The organism is Intestinimonas massiliensis (ex Afouda et al. 2020) (assembly GCF_001244995.1).
In the GTDB taxonomy this organism is placed as follows: Bacteria; Bacillota; Clostridia; order Oscillospirales; family Oscillospiraceae; genus Intestinimonas; species Intestinimonas massiliensis.
Genome location: NZ_LN869528.1, coordinates 257,566 through 275,491, shown reverse-complemented (window position 1 = coordinate 275,491; position 17,926 = coordinate 257,566). Strand labels below are relative to the sequence as shown.

17 protein-coding genes, 2 tRNA genes and 1 pseudogene are annotated in these 17,926 nt (G+C 60.7%); 15 read left to right on the top strand and 5 right to left on the bottom strand.

Going from position 1 to position 17,926, the window contains the following annotated elements; all coding sequences use genetic code 11:
- Positions 1-93 precede the first annotated feature (93 nt).
- Both nagA and BN2154_RS01565 read right to left on the bottom strand, forming a co-directional pair.
- On the bottom strand, positions 94-1,242 hold the full coding sequence (gene nagA, locus BN2154_RS01570; protein ID WP_050617121.1) for an N-acetylglucosamine-6-phosphate deacetylase: 1,149 nt from the start codon (positions 1,240-1,242) through the stop codon (positions 94-96).
- On the bottom strand, positions 1,239-1,991 hold the full coding sequence (locus BN2154_RS01565; protein WP_050617120.1) for a GntR family transcriptional regulator: 753 nt from the start codon (positions 1,989-1,991) through the stop codon (positions 1,239-1,241). Before BN2154_RS01565 ends, nagA begins: the two co-directional genes overlap by 4 nt.
- Before the next feature lie 230 nt (positions 1,992-2,221).
- Between BN2154_RS01565 and BN2154_RS01560 the strand changes: the two genes are divergently transcribed.
- The 10 genes and pseudogenes from BN2154_RS01560 to BN2154_RS01515 all read left to right on the top strand — a co-directional run bounded on the left by BN2154_RS01560 (position 2,222) and on the right by BN2154_RS01515 (position 10,856).
- The gene (locus BN2154_RS01560) at positions 2,222-2,626 is read left to right on the top strand and encodes a PTS sugar transporter subunit IIA (RefSeq protein WP_242853685.1); all 405 of its coding nucleotides are present in this window, start codon (positions 2,222-2,224) and stop codon (positions 2,624-2,626) included.
- The gene (locus BN2154_RS01555; RefSeq protein WP_050617118.1) at positions 2,623-3,357 is read left to right on the top strand and encodes a sugar isomerase domain-containing protein; all 735 of its coding nucleotides are present in this window, start codon (positions 2,623-2,625) and stop codon (positions 3,355-3,357) included. The genes BN2154_RS01560 and BN2154_RS01555 overlap by 4 nt, the downstream gene beginning before the upstream one ends.
- A 115-nt stretch (positions 3,358-3,472) precedes the next feature.
- Complete coding sequence (locus BN2154_RS01550; RefSeq protein WP_050617117.1) at positions 3,473-3,754, top strand: PTS sugar transporter subunit IIB; 282 nt, start codon at positions 3,473-3,475, stop codon at positions 3,752-3,754.
- Between the two features lie 43 nt (positions 3,755-3,797).
- Entirely contained in the window at positions 3,798-5,159 is a 1,362-nt protein-coding gene (locus tag BN2154_RS01545) for a PTS ascorbate transporter subunit IIC (protein WP_050617116.1), read from the top strand.
- An 84-nt stretch (positions 5,160-5,243) separates the two neighbouring features.
- Complete coding sequence (locus BN2154_RS01540) at positions 5,244-6,275, top strand: SIS domain-containing protein (protein WP_050617115.1); 1,032 nt, start codon at positions 5,244-5,246, stop codon at positions 6,273-6,275.
- Positions 6,260-7,585, top strand: coding sequence for a class II D-tagatose-bisphosphate aldolase, non-catalytic subunit (locus tag BN2154_RS01535; RefSeq protein ID WP_050617114.1), 1,326 nt, complete (start codon positions 6,260-6,262; stop codon positions 7,583-7,585). Before BN2154_RS01540 ends, BN2154_RS01535 begins: the two co-directional genes overlap by 16 nt.
- A 9-nt stretch (positions 7,586-7,594) precedes the next feature.
- The gene (locus BN2154_RS01530; RefSeq protein WP_050617113.1) at positions 7,595-8,269 is read left to right on the top strand and encodes an HAD hydrolase-like protein; all 675 of its coding nucleotides are present in this window, start codon (positions 7,595-7,597) and stop codon (positions 8,267-8,269) included.
- Between the two features lie 5 nt (positions 8,270-8,274).
- Complete coding sequence (ptsP, locus tag BN2154_RS01525) at positions 8,275-10,017, top strand: phosphoenolpyruvate--protein phosphotransferase (RefSeq protein WP_050617112.1); 1,743 nt, start codon at positions 8,275-8,277, stop codon at positions 10,015-10,017.
- The gene (locus BN2154_RS01520) at positions 10,010-10,276 is read left to right on the top strand and encodes an HPr family phosphocarrier protein (RefSeq protein ID WP_050617111.1); all 267 of its coding nucleotides are present in this window, start codon (positions 10,010-10,012) and stop codon (positions 10,274-10,276) included. Before ptsP ends, BN2154_RS01520 begins: the two co-directional genes overlap by 8 nt.
- Positions 10,277-10,338: 62 nt before the next feature.
- Positions 10,339-10,856, top strand: a pseudogene (locus BN2154_RS01515) (class II fructose-bisphosphate aldolase).
- Positions 10,857-10,919: 63 nt separating this feature from the next.
- Here BN2154_RS01515 and BN2154_RS01510 read toward each other — a convergent pair.
- On the bottom strand, positions 10,920-11,159 hold the full coding sequence (locus BN2154_RS01510; RefSeq protein ID WP_050617109.1) for a hypothetical protein: 240 nt from the start codon (positions 11,157-11,159) through the stop codon (positions 10,920-10,922).
- A 35-nt stretch (positions 11,160-11,194) separates the two neighbouring features.
- On the opposite strand from BN2154_RS01510, the gene BN2154_RS01505 reads away from it, so the two are divergent.
- On the top strand, positions 11,195-11,548 hold the full coding sequence (locus tag BN2154_RS01505; RefSeq protein ID WP_050617108.1) for a tyrosine-type recombinase/integrase: 354 nt from the start codon (positions 11,195-11,197) through the stop codon (positions 11,546-11,548).
- Between the two features lie 389 nt (positions 11,549-11,937).
- Here the strand turns inward: BN2154_RS01505 and BN2154_RS01500 are convergent.
- Both BN2154_RS01500 and BN2154_RS01495 read right to left on the bottom strand, forming a co-directional pair.
- A tRNA-Met gene (locus BN2154_RS01500) sits at positions 11,938-12,014 on the bottom strand.
- Positions 12,015-12,018: 4 nt separating this feature from the next.
- Positions 12,019-12,105: transfer RNA gene (locus BN2154_RS01495), tRNA-Leu, on the bottom strand.
- A gap of 358 nt (positions 12,106-12,463) precedes the next feature.
- Between BN2154_RS01495 and BN2154_RS01490 the strand changes: the two genes are divergently transcribed.
- From BN2154_RS01490 to prfB, 4 genes are all read left to right on the top strand, one after another.
- Complete coding sequence (locus BN2154_RS01490; protein ID WP_050617107.1) at positions 12,464-13,243, top strand: enoyl-CoA hydratase-related protein; 780 nt, start codon at positions 12,464-12,466, stop codon at positions 13,241-13,243.
- Positions 13,244-13,294: 51 nt separating this feature from the next.
- Positions 13,295-14,851 carry an acyl CoA:acetate/3-ketoacid CoA transferase gene (locus BN2154_RS01485; protein ID WP_050617106.1) on the top strand — a complete coding sequence of 519 codons (1,557 nt, stop codon included), beginning with the start codon at positions 13,295-13,297 and terminating at the stop codon, positions 14,849-14,851.
- Positions 14,852-14,988: 137 nt separating this feature from the next.
- Positions 14,989-16,350: a GntP family permease gene (locus BN2154_RS01480; RefSeq protein ID WP_050617105.1), complete on the top strand. Its 1,362-nt coding sequence runs from the start codon at positions 14,989-14,991 to the stop codon at positions 16,348-16,350.
- A 397-nt stretch (positions 16,351-16,747) separates the two neighbouring features.
- Positions 16,748-17,869 (top strand): peptide chain release factor 2, encoded by a 1,122-nt coding sequence (gene prfB / locus BN2154_RS01475; RefSeq protein WP_050617104.1) that lies wholly within the window; start codon positions 16,748-16,750, stop codon positions 17,867-17,869.
- The last annotated feature ends 57 nt before the right edge of the window (positions 17,870-17,926 follow it).

Sequence of the window (17,926 nt, the reverse complement as noted above, 5' to 3'; positions counted from 1 at the left end):
TACTTAAGGCACAGATATTTTAGCAAAACGGCTGTATAGCGCAAAGGCCCCGTGCGATTCGGCACGAGGCTTTTACAAGATTAAAGATTGAGTTTATGAGAGCCCAGAAACGGCTTGTAGTTCTCCGTTCAAGACAATATTCCTAAGCGACAGCGCCCGATCAAGCACAAGAATATCCGCCTGTTTTCCGCAAGCAAGGGAGCCAATCTCGCGATCCAGTCCCACAGACCGCGCCGGATTGATGGTTGCCGCTTTCAGGGCGGCCTCCAGGGGGATCCCAAACCCCACGGCCCGCCGGAGGCAGTCGGTCAAGACGGTGATGCTGCCGGCTAGGGAGCCGGTGGCGATGGTGGCGCAGCCATTGGCCACGGTCACGGCCTGGCCGCCCAGATCGTACTCCCCGTCGGGCATCCCGCAGGCGCGCATGGCGTCGCTGATGAGGCAGACCCTGTCCTCCCCGAAGAGCCGGAAGACCGACTGCACTACCGCCGGATGGACGTGGACGCCGTCGCAGATGAGTTCCACATAGGCGTCCGTCCCCACGGCGGCCCCCACGATCCCCGGGTCCCGGTGGTGGAACGCGGGCATTCCGTTGAACACGTGGGTGACGTGGTTGGCGCCCCGGGCGAAGGCTTGACGGGAGGTCTCGTAGTCCGCGCAGGAATGGGCCAGGGAGACGCTGCACATACGGCTGGCCTTCTCCACAAATTCCAACCCGCCCTCAGTCTCGGGTGCCACGGCCACTGTGCGGATCGCTCCGCCGCTGTCCTCCTGGAGCCTGAGAAACAGGTCTAAATTCGGAGGGATGATAAAGTCCGGGTTCTGAGCTCCCCGCTTTTCCACATTAAAAAACGGCCCCTCCATGTTCACGCCCCGGAGGGTAGCCATTCCGGGAACCGCTTGCCCCACGAAGGGACGGGCGGTGCGGTAGATTTGAGACAGGCGCTCTCCCGGCAGGGCCATGGAGGTCCCCAAGAAGCTGGTGACGCCCTGGGAGAGCAGAAAGCGGGCCATGGTCTGGATGGAAGCGCCCTCCCCGTCGCTGAAGTCCGCGCCCACGGCCCCGTGGATGTGGATGTCCACCAGCCCCGGAACCACATAACAATTTGTGGCGTCCAAGCTCTCCTGACCATCGGCTGCCAGTTGGGAACCAATTTCCGCAATATGACCGTTCTGGATCTTCAAATCCATGGTACGAAAACTACCGCCTTCGCAGAACAGGGTTCCATTTTTAATAATCATAATTTTCCGCCTCCAAGAGAGCTGTCGTCCACATAGTAGGCGGCCTTGAATTTGAACTTATCTCCGCGGACAACGGTGCGGTGAATGGCGACCAGGGTGTTTCGCTCATGGCAGAACCGCTCGCAAAGCATGCAAGGCAGGTGAGAGGGGATCTGCAACAGCACACGCTCTTTATTTGATGGGATCAGCGGTGAGAGAACTTCGCTGGCGTCTGTGATTTCCATGTTGAAATAGGTTTCCAGGTAAGAGTAGAGGGAGCCGTCCCGGAGAATGTCCACATCAAAGGTCATAAACCGGCCCTGGGGCAGGTAGCTAGTCTCAATCATCAGGGGGAAGGTCTCGACGGAGCGGAGCCGTACCAGCTTATGCCACTTGGTATTGGGTGGACAGCTCTGGCGAACCAGATCCACGGAATCCAGATACTTGTCCATGTCGATTAGCTCATAGTCCACAACTTGGTTTTTGATTAAAATGTGCTGAGCTTTTAAGCTGCCTGCAAAAGAGTGGAATTTCGTCAGCTTCTGATCAAACACCTTACTTTTGACAAAGTTCCCATTTCCATGCGCCTTGACAATAAAACCGTTCCGATAGAGCTCGTCCAAGGCATGGCGGAGTGTGGAACGGCTGACATGGTACATACTGCAAAGGACGCGCTCTGCTGGCAGGGCTGAGTTTTCCGGGTAAGTGCCGTCCTTAATTCTTTCGCAGATATCCTGGTAAATCTCTTTGTACAACGGCGTACCATCCATATCGCACCCCTCCTCTTGACTGGAATTATACCCGGGCAGGGAATGGCAGTCAAGCAAATACCACCAGTTGTTAATTGGTATGTATCCAATAGGCATACCACTGACGGAATGGACATATTTGCCTATTTGCTATTAAAATATTTATGCAAATGTGATAAAATCAGAGCAACAACCGGGGAGGTGAGAAAATGATTTGTGACCTAATTACGGACCAGAGCTATTTGGAAGACGTGGTATGCGCCGACTGGGAAGAGCTGGTGGAAATTGGCGGCGGCCTTTTGGTGAAGCAGGGTTCTGTGGAGCCGCGGTTTATCCAATCCATCAAGGACACGATCGCTGAATTCGGGGCCTATATGGTTCTGGTGGACGACATCGCGTTTTTCCACGGCCGTCCGGAGGCCGGCGTCAAAGAAACCTCCATGAGCCTCGCGCTCTTACGGAATCCGGTCTATCTGTCGGAAAAGCGCATCAAGGCCGCGTTCACCTTTGCCGCAGTCGATAAGAGCAGTCATCTGGAATTGATGCGGGAATTGGGCGGTTATCTTCAGGACGAGAGCTTTATGGATCTCCTTCGCAATCACGGCGGGAAGACTGCAATCATGGAAAGATTACACAAAGGAGCGAAACTGGAATGAAGTATCAGGAGTACCACAGCGTCATCAAGGAGCAGTTGGAGCGGCAGTTCGACCAGGAGGGGCCCAACATTGAAAAGGCGGCTGAGTATTGCGCGGCCTCCGTGTCCAGCGGCCGGGTTATCCACGTGTTCGGCTGTGGCCATTCCCAGATGTTCGCCATGGAGGTCTTTTACCGGGCTGGTGGGCTGGTCCCCGTCAACGCGCTGCTGATCCCCCACCTGGCGCTCTTCCCCAAGGCCAAGCTGAGCACCCTCCAGGAGCGCGTGGAGGGCTTTACCGGCAATTATCTGGAGCTGGAAGACGTGGACAGCCGGGATACGATGATCATCGTATCCATCTCCGGGCGCAACGCCGGTGTGGTGGATATGGCTCTGGAGGCCAAGAAGATCGGCATGAAGGTGGTGGCCCTGGTCTCCAAGCAGTTCGCGGGCAGCACCACCTCCCGCCACTCCAGCGGCAAGAACCTGATGGAGGTGGCGGACGTGGTCATCGACATCAAGTGTGTGGCCGGAGACGCCGCGCTGGAGATGGAGGGCCTGGAACCCCATTTCTGCGGCACCTCCACCGTGCTGGGTATGTCCGTGATGGAATCCATCGTGGCGCAGACCGTGGAAAACTGCGTGAAGGCCGGGTACCTCCCTCCGATCTATGTCAGCTCCAACCTGGACAAGGGCGACGCCATCAACGACGAGCACATCAAAAAGTACAGTAAGCTAATTTCCTGCCTGTAATTGGGAAAGCGGGCAGAGTCGAGAAGGTCCAAAATCGGCTGGCCGTCGCCGTAAGTACGGCAGCCGCGGTGTCCGGTGCGTGTTGAGCCGCCGGCGGCGCGAGAGGAAGGTAATTATGCATATCGTCTGTGTATGCGGACTGGGCATGGGTTCCAGTCTGATCCTGAAGATGACGGTGGACAAGGCCCTCAAGGAACTGGGCGCTACCGGCCACGAGATCGAGCACTGGGATGCGGGGACCGTGGACAGCAGGGGCGCCGATCTCATCGTCACCTCCGCCGACTTCCAGGAGCGCTTTGCCGGCCGGGACAACGTGATCTTTGTAAAAAACGTGGTCAACACGGCGGAGGTGAAAGAGCAATTGAAAGCCTATCTGGAGGCAAATCGGCTCCTGTGATGGCGTCGTTTCATCATCTATATAAAGAAGGGAAGGAGAAAATATGGCAGTTCTGAATTTTTTCCTGGAGTTATTGCAGACCCCGGCAGTCATTCTGGCAGTGGTGGCCCTGATCGGCCTCCTCGCCCAGCGCAAGAAGGTCCCCGACGTGCTCTCCGGCACCGTCAAGACCGCCCTGGGTTACCTGGTCCTCTCGGCGGGCTCCAGCCTGCTCGTCACGGAAATTCTCCCGTTCGTGGGACTCTTCCAAGAGGTCTTCCATCTCAGCGGGTTCGCTACCGGCTCGGAGATCATCGTAGGCGCCATCCAGAAGTCAGTCCCCGTCATCGCTTCCACCTCGGCTATCATCATGGGCGTCGGTTTCCTGGTGAACATCGTCCTGGCCCGGGTCACCCCCCTCAAGTACATCTTCCTCACCGGCCATATGATGTGGATCAGCTCCGTGGCCGTGGCCTTCTCCCTCTATGAGGCTGGCTTCAGCAATGGCTTGATCATCGCAATCGGCAGCGTGATCCAGGGCGCGATCCTCACCCTACTGCCCGCCATCGCGCAGCCCATCGTCCGCAGGATCATCGGCAGCAACGACATCGCCATCGCCCACCTCACCACCCTGGGCACCGTCTCCTCCGCCTATGTGGGTAAGCTGGTGGGCCGCAACAGCAAGAGCGCCGAGGACATGAAGCTCCCCGAGGGGCTGAAGTTCTTTAAGGACACCTCTATGTCCATCGCCATCGTCATGTTCATCTTCTACATGATCGTGGTCATCATGGCCGGACCCGAGGCCGTGGGCGCTTACTCCGGCGGTACGAACTACATCATCTTCGGCCTTTTGAAGGCGCTGGGCTTCACCGCTGGCGTGCTGGTCCTGCTCCAGGGCGTCCGGATGTTGCTGGGCGAGCTGGTTCCCGCCTTTAAGGGCATCTCCGACAAGCTGGTCCCCAACGCGGTCCCCGCGCTGGATGTCCCCGCCCTCTTTGGGTTTGCCCCCAACTCCCTGATGCTGGGCTTCATCTTCGCCACCCTGGGCATGATCGTGGCCATGTTTATCTCCTCCGCCCTCTTCGGCGCGGTGCCCCTGGTCTCCATCATCGGCGCCTTCTTTACCGGCGGCGTAGCCGGTATTATGGGCAACGCCCTGGGCGGCCGCATCGGGGCCATGGTCTCCGGTTTTGTCTATGGCGTGGAGCTGATTCTCTTCTCCGGCTTCACCTATATGCTCTTTGGCCGCTTCGCAGCCGTTGGCGCAGAGGGAACCGGGCATGACTGCATCGACGCAATGGCGCTTATGACCCTTATGAAGAGCCCCGTCGTTGGCATCCTCATCATTGTCGCCGCATTCGTGCTCCTCTCTGTACTGGAAGTACGGTATCAGAAGAAGATCGCTGTGGGCGCACAGGCAAAGTAAACAGCGTATTTTAAGGGGCGGAGGGTGGCCAGCCACCCTCCGCCCCTTACGACTCAAGAAGATAGAACAGAAAGGAAGGATACGATGTATTTGACAGAACAGGAATTGAAGGGCCAGTTCCAGGCCGTAGCCCGTACATTAGAGGCCCTGCACGCCAAGCGCGCCGAAGCCGTGGCCGCGCTCGCCGGTGTCCAGACCCTGTGCGCCCTGGGCTGCGGCTCCAGCTTCAGTCTGGCAAAGTCCGCCGCCATCCAGTTTTCCCAGCACACCGGCGTCCCCGCCTACGCCCTGGCCGCCGGGGATCTGCTGGTCAACTTCCACGCCTATGAGAAAATGCTGCGGGGCACGACTCTGCTGCTGCTCTCCCGCTCCGGCTCCACCAGCGAGGTAGTCCGGGCGGCGGAACGCTGCAAAAACGAGCTGGGCTGCAAGCTCCTGTCCATCTGCGCCCGGGAGGGGACGGCGCTGGAGGCCCTGGCCGATTGGAACCTGGCCCTTCCCTGGGCCTTCGACGAGGCTGTGTGCCAGACCCGGACCGTCACGAATCTGTACGTGGCCGCGCTGGGCCTCGCCTGCATCGCGGGCGGCGACGAGGCGGGCCTTTCCGCCCTTGACGCGCTGAAAAGTCATGCCACCGCTTTCTGCCCCGCACAGGAGGCTGCGCTCTCCGCGCTGGCCGCCCAGACCTGGAGCAAGGCGGTGGTGCTGGCCGACAGCGGCATGGCGGGCCTTTTGGAGGAGGGGGCGCTGGCGTTTAAGGAGATCTGCCGCCGGGACTCCAACCACTATCACCTCCTGGACGTCCGCCACGGCCCCATGGTGCAGATTGGGGCGGACACGCTGGTGATCGCGGTTCTGTCCTCCGGGGATCGGGCATTGCAGGCCGCACTCCTGTCCGACGTGGCGCGGAAGACTGGCCATCTGCTGGTGCTGGACTGCGCCTCTTCCGGCGACGCTCTGCCGGGCACGCGCATCCAGCTTCCGGAGTGCGGCGATGACGACGCAAAGGCCGTCTTTGCACTTTTCTGCATCCAGCTTCTGTGCTTCCACCACGCGATTGCCCGGGGTGTCGATCCGGACAAGCCGGAGGGATTGGACCCATGGATCAAGCTGTGAATCAAAACCCCGTGCGGGAGCTGCTCCGCAGGCGGGAGCAGGGCCGTGAAAAGGGGATTTACGCCTGTTGCAGCGCCAACGAGTATGTGATCCGCGCCGCCATCCGGCGCGCCAGGGACCGGGACACCGTAGTCCTGGTGGAGGCCACCGCCAACCAGGTGAATCAGGACGGCGGTTACACGGGCATGAAACCGGCGGACTTCCGTGCCTTTCTGAACCGGCTTGCGGCGGAGGAGGGGATGCCCCAGGCGCGTGTCTTCTGCGGAGGGGATCATCTGGGCCCCCTCACCTGGCGGAATCTCCCCGAGGCCGAAGCCATGCCCAGGGCGCTGGAGCTGGTACGCGGGTATGTTCTGGCCGGGTTTTCCAAAATCCACATCGACACCAGTATGCGCCTGGCGGACGATGATCCCTCCGCCCGGCTGCCGGATGAGACCATCGCCCGCCGGGGTGCGGAGTTATGCGCGGCGGCGGAGGACGCTTTCGCGATGTTCCGCACCGCCCATCCCGGCGCCCCTGCCCCGGTCTACGTCATCGGGAGCGAGGTTCCCATCCCCGGGGGCGCCATGGAAAACGAGGAGACCGTCGCCGTGACAAAGCCGGAGGACTGCAAGGCGACCCTGGAGGCCTTCTGGGCTGCGTTCACCCGGCGGGGGTTGAAAGACGCCTGGGATCGGGTCATCGCCCTGGTGGTCCAGCCCGGCGTGGAGTTCGCGGACGAGAGCGTGGTGGAATACGACCGCGCCGCCGCCCGGGATCTGACGGCCTCCCTGGACGCGTGGCCCGGATTGGTCTTCGAGGGGCACTCCACCGACTATCAGTCCAAGGAGCGGCTGCGGGAGATGGTGGAGGACGGCATCGCCATTCTAAAGGTTGGCCCCGCCCTCACCTTCGCCCTCCGGGAGGGGCTGTTCGCCCTAGAGCGGATCGAAGCGGAGCTGGGCCGGCTGCGACCCTTCCCAGCCAGCGCGTTTCGTGATACGCTGGAGTGGGCCATGCGGGAGAACGACCAGTACTGGGGCGGCTACTACCACGGCCATGAATCCGACCAGCGGTATGCCAGAGCGTTCAGCTTTTCCGACCGGGCGCGGTATTACCTCCCCGCCCCTCGCGTCTCGGCCGCCGTGACCACGCTGCTCCACAACTTGGACCGGGAGGGCATCCCGCTGGCGCTGCTCAGCCAATACCTGCCCACCCAATATCAGCGTGTCCGGTCCGGGCAGCTCCCTCTGCGCGCGGCGGATTTACTGCTGGACCACGTGGGCGACTGGATCGATGACTATCTATACGCGACGCTGGCGCAGAGATAAGGGACGGCCATGTATCCTACACTGTTATTTGATATGGATGGCACCCTCATCGACTCCGCGGATGGGGTGTTTCAATCCCTGCGCTACGCCATGGAGTCTGTAGGAGGCCCGGAGCTTCCACGCGGCGCGGTGCGGCACTTTCTCGGGACCCCCATCGAGCGGGTCCTACAAACGCGGTTCGGCTGTGACGCACAGACTGCGCTTCTGGTCCGGGAACGGTTTTTGAACCACTACCGGGATCACGGCCTTTATGCCACCGTCCCGGTTCCCGGTATGGTCGAGCTGACCGCCCGGCTCAAGACCGCCGGGTTCCGGCTGGCCATCGCCACCTGCAAGCCCTGGGCCTACTGCGGGCCCACGCTGGCGCAGTGCGGCTTTTTGGACTGCTTCGAGGCGGTCTCCGGCAGCTACCACAACGGCGTCCCAGAGGAGAAGGCGGCGGTCATCCAGGAGGCCCTGCGCCTCCTGGATGCTCCCGCGGAGACCGCGCTGATGATCGGCGACCGGGCGGACGATGTGCTTGGCGCCCGGACCTGGGGGATTCCCTGCCTGGGGGTGGAGTTTTGCGGCTATGCCGACCCCGGCGAGCTGGCGGGGGCGGGCGCCGTGGCGGTGGTCCGTACCGCCGGTGAGCTGGAGCGCTTTTTGACCGTGAGGGCGGACGGAAATTCAGAAATGAGGTGAACGCAATGGAGCTATTGGGGAAGCCGGTGTCGCAGGGCGTTGTCATCGGCGAAGTTCTGAGGTATGAGCCCTTCCGCCCCGAAGTGGAGGAGAGTCCCATCCCGGCTACGGAGGTTCCCCAGGCGCTGGCGCGGTATGAGCAGGCTCGCGCCAGCGCCCGGGCGGAGTTGGCCGCGCTGGAGGAGAAGTTGAAGGGCGGAGATCCGGACAAGGCCAAGATCCTCGCCGCCCACCGGGACATTCTGCTGGACCCGGCCATGGACGAGGAGATTCGCGCCCTGGTGAAGAGTCAAAATGCGAGCCCTGACGCGGCGATTGCCCAGGTGTACGACACCTACGCGGCCGTGCTGGGCCGGTCAAAAAATCCCATGATGCGCGAACGGGCCTCCGACCTGGCGGACGTCAAGCTCCGCCTACTGCGCTGCTGGGCTGGAGCGCCGGAACGGGACCTCTCCTCGTTGCCTGAGCCGGTCATCGTGGTGGCGGACGACCTCTTCCCGTCGGACACGGTGGCGCTGGACCGGGCCCATGTGCTGGGTATTGTCACCCAGGTGGGCGGCGTAACCTCCCACACCGCCATCATTGCCCGCAGCTATGAAATCCCAGCGGTCCTGGGCGTAGCCGGGGTAATAGAATGTCTGACGGACGGACAGACCGTAATCCTGGACGCCGTGGAGGGTAAGATCCTGACGGAGCCCTCGGAACAGGAGCTAACGGCTTATAGGGCAAAGGCGGATCAGGTGGCCGCCCGCCTGCGGGAGGAGAAGACCTACTTGAGCACCGAGCCGGTCACCCGGGACGGCGTCCGGCTGGAAGTCCGCCTCAACGTGGCGGCGGTCAATGACCGTGAGCTCTCCGGCACGGCCCACACAGATGGGTGCGGTCTCTTCCGGACGGAATTTCTTTACCTGAGCGGCGATCGTCTGCCCGGTGAGGAGGAGCAGTTCCAAGCCTATCAAAAAGTGCTCGCCGCCTTTGGGTCCAAGCCGGTGGTGCTGCGCACCATGGACATCGGCGGGGATAAGCAGCTTCCTGCCCTGGAACTGCCCAAGGAGAGCAATCCCTTCCTTGGCATCCGCGGGCTGCGGCTCTCGCTGGACCGGATGGACCTGTTCCGCATCCAAATCCGCGCCGCGCTCCGGGCCTCGGTCCATGGAAACCTGAAGATCATGATGCCCATGGTGGGCGCGTTGGACGAGGTGCGCGCGGCCAAGATGGTCTTCAAAGAGGAGGGCGCCGCGCTGGACGCGGCGGGTATCCCCTGGGACCACGGGACCGAGCTCGGAATCATGGTGGAGGTGCCCTCCATCGCGCTGATTGCCGATTTGATCGCCGATGAGGTGGACTTCGTCAGCGTGGGAACCAACGACCTGACCCAGTATCTCTGTGCCGCCGACCGGATGAACCCGGCGGTCCGGCCCTACTATCAGGAGTACCATCCGGCGGTCTTTCGCGTCTTGAACGATCTGGCCCGCACCTTCCAGACCGCAGGAAAGAGCGTCAGCGTCTGTGGGGAGCTGGGGGGTGATCCTCTGGCGATTCCGGTTCTGGCTGGACTGGGCATCCACAAGCTGTCCATGGGGCGCTCCTCCGTCCCCGCTGCCAAACGTGTCATTCGGAATTTGAATATGGCCGACGCGAAGGCGCTGGCCCAAGAGGTTCAAGGTATGAAGACCGCGGAAGACATCAGAGCCCGGCTCACCGCCTTTGCGGAGCGGGCGACAGAAGGGAGTAATCAGCATGTATAGCAGAGAGATCGTCGTCGTCAACGAATCCGGGCTCCATGCCCGCCCAGCCTCGGATTTCGTGGGGCTGGCCGGAACCTTTCAGTCCCGCGTCGAGCTTCAGCGTGTGGGTGAGGAGGACAAGTACAACGCCAAGTCCATTATCATGCTCATGTCTCTGGGTCTGGCCCAGGGAGAGCGGGCCATTCTTTCCGCTGAAGGCGAGGACGAAAAGGAAGCGGTGGACGCCCTGGCCGAGCTGGTGGCGCAGATGAAGGATTGAAAATATGGCATTGGTGAAATAGCAGACAGCTTCTTTTGGACGCCCAAGCCCACGGCTATGCCGTGGGCGCGTTCAACGTAGAGGACATGGAGATGATCCAGGCGGTCATCGCGGCGGCGGAGGCGGAACACGCGCCGGTCTTCCCCCAGACCACCCCCGGCACCCTCTGCGCCCAGGCCGCGGCGGACGGCTACACCTCCCTCGTGATCGACGGCTCCAAGCTGTCCCTGGAGGAGAACATCGCCCTCGCCCGCCGAGTGGTGGAGATGACCGCTGCCTACCCGCACCGCCCCGCAGTGGAGGCCGAGCTGGGCAGGCTGGGCGGGAAGGAGGACAGCCTGGAGGTGAAACACGGCGATGACCTCTACACCGACCCGGAGGAGGCCGCTCGGTTCGTGGCCGAGACGCGGTGAGCGTCCCCTTGGTGTTCCACGGCTCCTCCGGCGTCCCGGATGAGGACGTCCAGCACGCGATCAAGCTGGGCATCTGCAAGGTAAACTTCGCCACCGTATCGCTGTGTGCGGGGCGCAGAATCGGGCTTGTGGTAAAATATCAACAGGGACTGCCCTCCGCGCCGTGAAAGGGCCAGCCGGATAGGTCCAAACCCCGGTGGTATAGACATCATTTATAGTGGACTCGCCGCTCACCAAATGGTGAGGGTACGTTTTATCAGCTTGAGGACAAGAGCTGCGTTCACCAGATCTCGATAGGCATAGAGCCGGATGGCGGGCCGAATCGGAAGTCCTTCAAGGGAAGGACCCGGGCGGAAGGTATCGAGCGGAAAGAGAAGTATTTTGAAGAGCAAAAACGCATGGCGGACATCGAGAAAGAGCGGGAAGCGCAGCGCCAGCGCGAGGCCGAGGAAGCCGCCCGGCTGGAGCATCCGTCCGAGGCCGAAACGCTGTTAAAGATGCGTTTATGCCGTGGCTTGAGTTGTATAAGGCTCCTCCCATCAAGAAGTCCACGACCTACGGGACGTATCTCGACCTGTACCACACGCATTATCTCCCTTGCCTTGGGGAGATGAAACTGTGCGAGATTACGCAGGACACGATCCAGACCTATTACCAGAAACTTCCAAAAAACGGGGCGCAGAAGGCCGGCAGGCCCGGCGGCCCGTCCGCCAAGACCATCCGGAACCACCACATGTTTCGGAAAGACTTTTTCGGCTATGCGCAGGGGCGGTATAAGCTGGATGGAAATCCCACCGATTTACCGGCCGGAGAAAAGGCGAGCTGCTGCTGCGCCACCTCTTTACCTTGCAGCACTTGAACTGGCCGAACCCAGACAATCTGCTGTTTCCCTCCAAGACGGGAACCTATATCGCTCCCAAGAGTTTTGAGATTCGTCTTGCCGCAGTTTCTAAGCGTTGCGAGATTAAGAGAATGAACCCCAACGGCCATGCTTCGGTTTCCACGAGGTAGATCTATACCTACAAGAGCACCGAGGTGGAGCGGGAGGCCATCACCAATTTTACAGACTGTCTGAACGTGAAGGCGCAGAAGACCGCCGCCGCGCAAAAATAAGAGGAAGCTGGACATTTTGAAGGAAAAATAAAATGATTCCCCGTGTAAGAGGGAGACAGACTCTTCAATCAAAACAGTTGCAAATTACAACGGGACAGAGAAAAACCCTGAAACCATTGCGGTTTCAGGGTTTTATGGTTGCGGGGAGTGGATTTGAACCACTGACCTCCGGGTTATGAGCCCGACGAGCTACCAAGCTGCTCTACCCCGCGATGTTGGTGCCGGAGACCGGGGTCGAACCGGCACGGGATTTCTCCCACGGGATTTTAAGTCCCGGGCGTCTGCCAATTCCGCCACTCCGGCGAGTTGCTCCCGTTCTCCGCGCTTTTGGGTGCTCAAATAGAATAGCATAACCCCGCCTCTTTGTCAAGCGTCGCTCAACAAAAAACTTGTGACGAAAAAGTTTGAAAAAATACATAAAAACCTTTATTTTGAGATTGTTTTTGCTGCACATAAAAATTTATTACAAAAGTTATTTGATATAAAAAGAAAAAATACCTAAACTGATTGGAGCAAAATAAATTTAATTTGGTAAAATAATCAAAATTTTACTTGACAATTTAGGGCTATAGCGGTATTATCTCAGTGTAAAAATTGTTTGCATACAAGTAAATTGCAAACAAAGCAGCAAGGGTGTCATATTAATAAGGAGGGTTTTCAAATGAATAATCTGCTCATGGAAGTCGAAAACGAGATTGCGGTGGTAACGATTAACCGCCCCAAGTCCCTCAACGCCCTGAACAGCGAAACCCTGGCAGAGCTGAACACCTGTCTGGCGGAGATCGAGGGCCGCACGGATATCAAGGTGGTCATCCTGACGGGCTCCGGCAGCAAATCCTTTGTGGCAGGCGCCGATATCTCCGAGATGGTCAACGCCACCCCTGCCGAGGGCCGCGCCATGGGCCTGCTGGCCCGAGAGGCTTTCGGCCGTCTGGAGAACATGCCCCAGGTGACCATCGCGGCTGTGAACGGCTTTGCTCTGGGCGGCGGCTGCGAGATCTCCATGGCCTGCGACATCCGCGTGGCCGCTGAAAACGCCAAGTTTGCCCAGCCCGAGTGCGGCCTGGGCATCCTGCCCGGCTTCGGTGGCACCCAGCGTCTGGCCCGTCTGGTGGGCAAGGGCCGCGCCAAGGAGATGATCTTCACCTGCGATATGATCGACGCCCAGGACGCCTACCGCATCGGCCTGGCCAACCACGTGGTGCCCCAGGAGGAGCTCCTCGATTACTGCAAGGCGATGGCCGGCCGTATCATGAAGAACGCCCCCTACGCCGTCTCCCTGGCCAAGCAGGTCATCAACTCCGGCGCCGACATGGATCTGGACAACGGCCTGAAGCTGGAGGCCAACATCTTCGGCCTATCCTTCTCCACGGAGGACAAGAAGGAAGGCATGACCGCGTTCCTGGAGAAGCGCAAGGAGAAGCACTTTATCGGCAAGTGAGCCGGCGCCTGGGAACCCGATGAAAACGAAGAAACGGGAGGATCAATACATATGGGCAAAAAACCCGTGATTACTGCGGCCGAGGCCGCTAAAATGGTCCAGGACGGCATGACCTTTACCACCAGCGGTTTTGTGGCCAGCGCCATGCCAGAGGCGCTGAACAAGGCTCTGGAGCAGCGCTTCCTGGAGAGCGGCTCCCCCAAAGACCTGACGCTTTTCTACGCCGCCGCCCAGGGCAACCGGGACGGCAGCGGCGCCGACCATTTCGCCCACGAGGGGATGCTCAAGCGTGTCATCGGCGGGCATTACAACATGGTGCCGGAGCTGGGCAAGCTGATCAACGCCGACAAGCTGGAGGCGTACAACCTGCCCCAGGGCACCCTGTCCCAGCTCTACCGGGACATCGCGGGGCACAAGGTGGGCCACATCACCCATGTGGGCCTGAACACCTTTGCCGATCCCCGCATCGAGGGCGGCAAGCTCAACCGCGTCACCACCGAGGACATCGTCGAGGTGGTGGAGGTGCTGGGTGAGGAGAGACTGCTCTACAAGGCCCTGAAATTTGACATCGGCTTCATCCGGGGCTCCTATGCCGACGAGAACGGCAATGTGACCCTGGAGCACGAGTGCTGCACGCTGGAGGCCACCTCCATTGCCCAGGCCGTCAAGAACAGCGGCGGCAAGGTGGTGGTCCAGGTGGAAAAGGTGGTCCAGCACGGCGATCTGGACCCCAAGCTGGTGAAGATCCCCGGAATCTATGTGGACGCCATCGTGGTTTGTGAGAACAAGGAGGACCACGCGCAGTGCCAGGGGTGCGAGTACGACGGGTCCATGACCGGCGACTTCCACGTGCCTCTGGGCAGCCTGGAGTACCCCCCCATGAGCGCCAAGAAGATCATCGGCCGCCGGGCGGCTATGGAGCTGCAGCCCGACAAGGTGGTCAACCTGGGCATCGGCATTCCGGAGTACATCTCTATGGTGGCCAACGAGGAGGGCATCGGCGACTACATGACCCTGACGGTGGAGGCCGGCCCCGTGGGCGGCGTGCCCCAGGGCGGCCCCAAGTTCGGCGGGTCGGTCAACGTGGAGGCCATTCTGGACCAGCCCTACCAATTCGACTTCTATGACGGCGGCGGCGTGGATCTGGCCTTCCTGGGCCTGGCTCAGGCGGACAAGGACGGCAACATCAACGTCTCCAAGTTCGGCCCCCGGATCGCGGGCTGCGGCGGCTTTGTCAACATCACCCAGAACGCCAAAAAGGTGTTCTTCTGCGGCACCTTCACCGCAGGCGGCATCAAGACCCATGTGGAGGACGGCAAGCTGGTCATTGACCAGGAGGGCCGGGAGCAGAAGATGATCGACACCGTGGAGCAGATTACCTTCTCCGGCGCGTACGCCAACAAGACCGGACAGCCTGTCATGTACATCACCGAGCGCGCCGTCTTTGAGCTGCGAAGCGACGGGGTGTACCTCACCGAAGTGGCGCCGGGCATCGACGTACAGAAGCAGGTCGTTGACCAGATGGGCTTCACTCCCAAGATGGAGGCCGGCGGGCCCAGACTCATGGACGCGCGCATCTTCGCGGAGGGCCTCATGGGCCTCAAATAAGCCAGAGCACCAGAAAAACGGCGGCGCTTTGCGGTCCGGACAACGGAAGCTGCCCGACGGCGGGGCGCCGCCCCTTTTCAGACTCCATCCGAGCGTCCACCCCACATCATGCTACTAAGAGGGAAGGAGATTTTCCTTTGAACTTTGGAATTTTGGTTCTGGTGATTGCCCTGATCCTGTTCGGCGTGCTGGCATTCAAGCAACTGTCGGCCCTGATTCTGGCTCCCCTGGTCACCATCTTCGTCATCGTGTTCTCCGGCCTGGCCTCCGGCAGCGAGATCGCCATCCTGGCCAGTCTGAAGAACGACTTTATGCCCGCCGCCTCCTCCTACGTGACGAGCTATTTCCTGACATTCTTCGTCGGGGCTCTGTTTGGCGCCGTCTACCAGTTCACCGGCGCGGCTAAGTCCATCGCCAAGTTCCTAGCCGGACTGTGCCACGGCAAGCTGGTCGCACCCATCGTCATGACCATCACCGGCATTCTGACCTACGGCGGCGTGTCCGGCTTCGTGGTCTTCTTCGTCATCTATCCCATCGCCCTGCAGCTCTTCCGGCAGGCCAACCTGACGAGAAGGCTGATCCCCGCCGCCATCTCCGCCGGCTGCTGGACCTTCTCTATGTACGGCCCGGGCTCCCCCTCCATCCAGAACGTCATTCCCATCCAGTCCTTGGGCACCACGCCCACCGCCGGCGGTATCGGCGCCTGGGCGGCCATGATTGCCTCCTATGTGCTGATCTTCGCCTGGCTGGAGTACCGCTCCCGCTTCTTCACCAAGAAGGGCATCGTGTTCATCGACAGCTCCCTGCGCACCCAACTGGACCCCAGCGAGCTGACGGAGGACGAGAATGAGGACCTCCCCAGCCCCATCATTGCCTTCATCCCCATCATCCTCATCCTGTTCTTCTTCAATGCACCCCTGTTCCAGAGGGCTGACGGCACCATGGGCGGCCTGCCCGTCGAGACCTCCGTATTCATCGGTGTGGCTGCTGCCACCATCCTGATGTTCCCCCGGGTCAAGGGCGGCATCAATGGATGGGTCCAGGTGTTCAATAAGGGCGCTGCCGATTCCGGCGTGGCCATCCTGAACACCGCCATCGTCGTCGGCTTCGGCGGCGTGGTCAAGGGTACCCAGGGCTTTGCCGATCTGGTGGAGGCCCTCAAGCACCTCAACATGCACCCCCTCTTCTTCGTCATGATCACCGTGGCCATCTGCGCCGGCGCCTGCGGCTCCGCCTCCGGCGGCATGGGCGTGGCCTTTGACGCCCTGAAGGACACCTACGCCGCTCTGGGCGCCACCATGCCCCAGGTCCACCGGATCGCCGCCATCGCCGCCGGTACGCTGGACACTCTGCCCCATCAGGGCGCGCAGATCACGCTGCTGGGTATCTGCAAGATGACCCACAAGGAAGCCTATTTCGACATCATGGTGACCCAGATCATCATTCCCTTCATCGCCTGTTTCCTGTTCATCGGCCTGTCTGTCATGGGCCTCTGCTGATCTATCCCCTCGGCAGGACCGAAACGAATCCCAACCGTCCCCAAAGATCCGGGGCCCCACAGGGCGCCGGATCTTTTTTATCTTTGGGAAAAATTTCGGCACATATTACGGTGGGAAGGGCATATACTGGCATGTGTTGACTTGATCGGAAGGAGGGCAGAGCATGCCAGAGAAGCAGGAGAGCCGTGAGAACCCCCGCTGCGAGCCCCGGGGAGATGTAGACGACCTGATTTTTTGCTCCAGCACTGAGCCCATGCAGAGCGACCGCTGAAACCGCCCGCCCGCCGGGCGGTTTTTCACGGGTAATTTTCCGCCGCGCGGATCGTTTTTCCCTTTACATACCACCCGCTTCCGGGTATAATATGAGGGCGATTGAAACGGAAGTGAGCGTGAAACGATGCTGCAGTTTGATGAATATAAGGTGAAGCTGAACAATCTGCGCCCCGCTCTGGAGGAGCTGTCCCAGGCCCTGAACCTGGCCAGCGCCGCCCAGGAGCTGGAGATGCTGGAGTCGGAGAGCGCCGCTCCCGGATTTTGGGACAACCTGGAAAAATCCCAGAAGGTGACCCAGCGGATGAAGCAGCTCCAGAACAAGCTGGAGGCCCAGAAGCGCCGGGAGAGCCACTGGGAGGACCTGCTGACCCTGTGCGAGATGGGCAACGAGGAGGAGGACGGCTCCCTGGTGCCCGAGGTGGAGGAGGGGTACGCCAGACTGGAGCAGGACATGGAGGAGGCCCGGCTGTCCACCCTGCTCACCGGCGAGTACGACAACTCCAACGCCATCCTCACCATCCACGCCGGGGCCGGCGGCACCGAGGCCCAGGACTGGGCCCAGATGCTCTACCGCATGTACACCCGCTGGGCCGAGCGCCACGACTATACCTATCAGGTGGTGGACTACCTGGACGGCGACGAGGCCGGCATTAAGTCCGCCACCATCATGATCCAGGGGGAGAACGCCTACGGCCACCTGAAGAGCGAGCACGGCGTCCACCGGCTGGTGCGGGTGTCCCCCTTCGACGCCAACGCCAGGCGGCAGACCTCCTTCGCCGCCCTGGAGGTCATGCCGGAGATCCCCGACGACGTAGAGGTGGACATCCGGCCCGAGGACATCGAGATGCAGGTCTACCGCTCCTCCGGCGCCGGCGGCCAGCACATCAACAAGACCTCCTCCGCCGTCCGACTCATCCACAAGCCCACCGGCGTGGTGGTGGCCTGCCAGACCGAGCGGAGCCAGTTTCAAAACAAGGACACCTGTATGCGGATGCTCCGCTCCAAGCTGGTGGAGCTCAAGATGCAGGAGCACGCGGAAAAGATCTCCGACATCAAGGGCGTGCAGCTTAAGATCGAATGGGGCAGCCAGATCCGCTCCTACGTCTTTATGCCCTACCAACTGGTGAAGGACAACCGCACCGCCTATGAGACCAGCAACATCAACGCCGTCATGGACGGCGATTTGGATGGATTCATCAACGCCTACCTCACCTGTGAGGCTACGGGCAACTGGGCGACCAAATAAAAAGACGGCAGGCGGGAAATACGAAGCGTATTCCCCGCCTGTTTGACTGCCGGGACA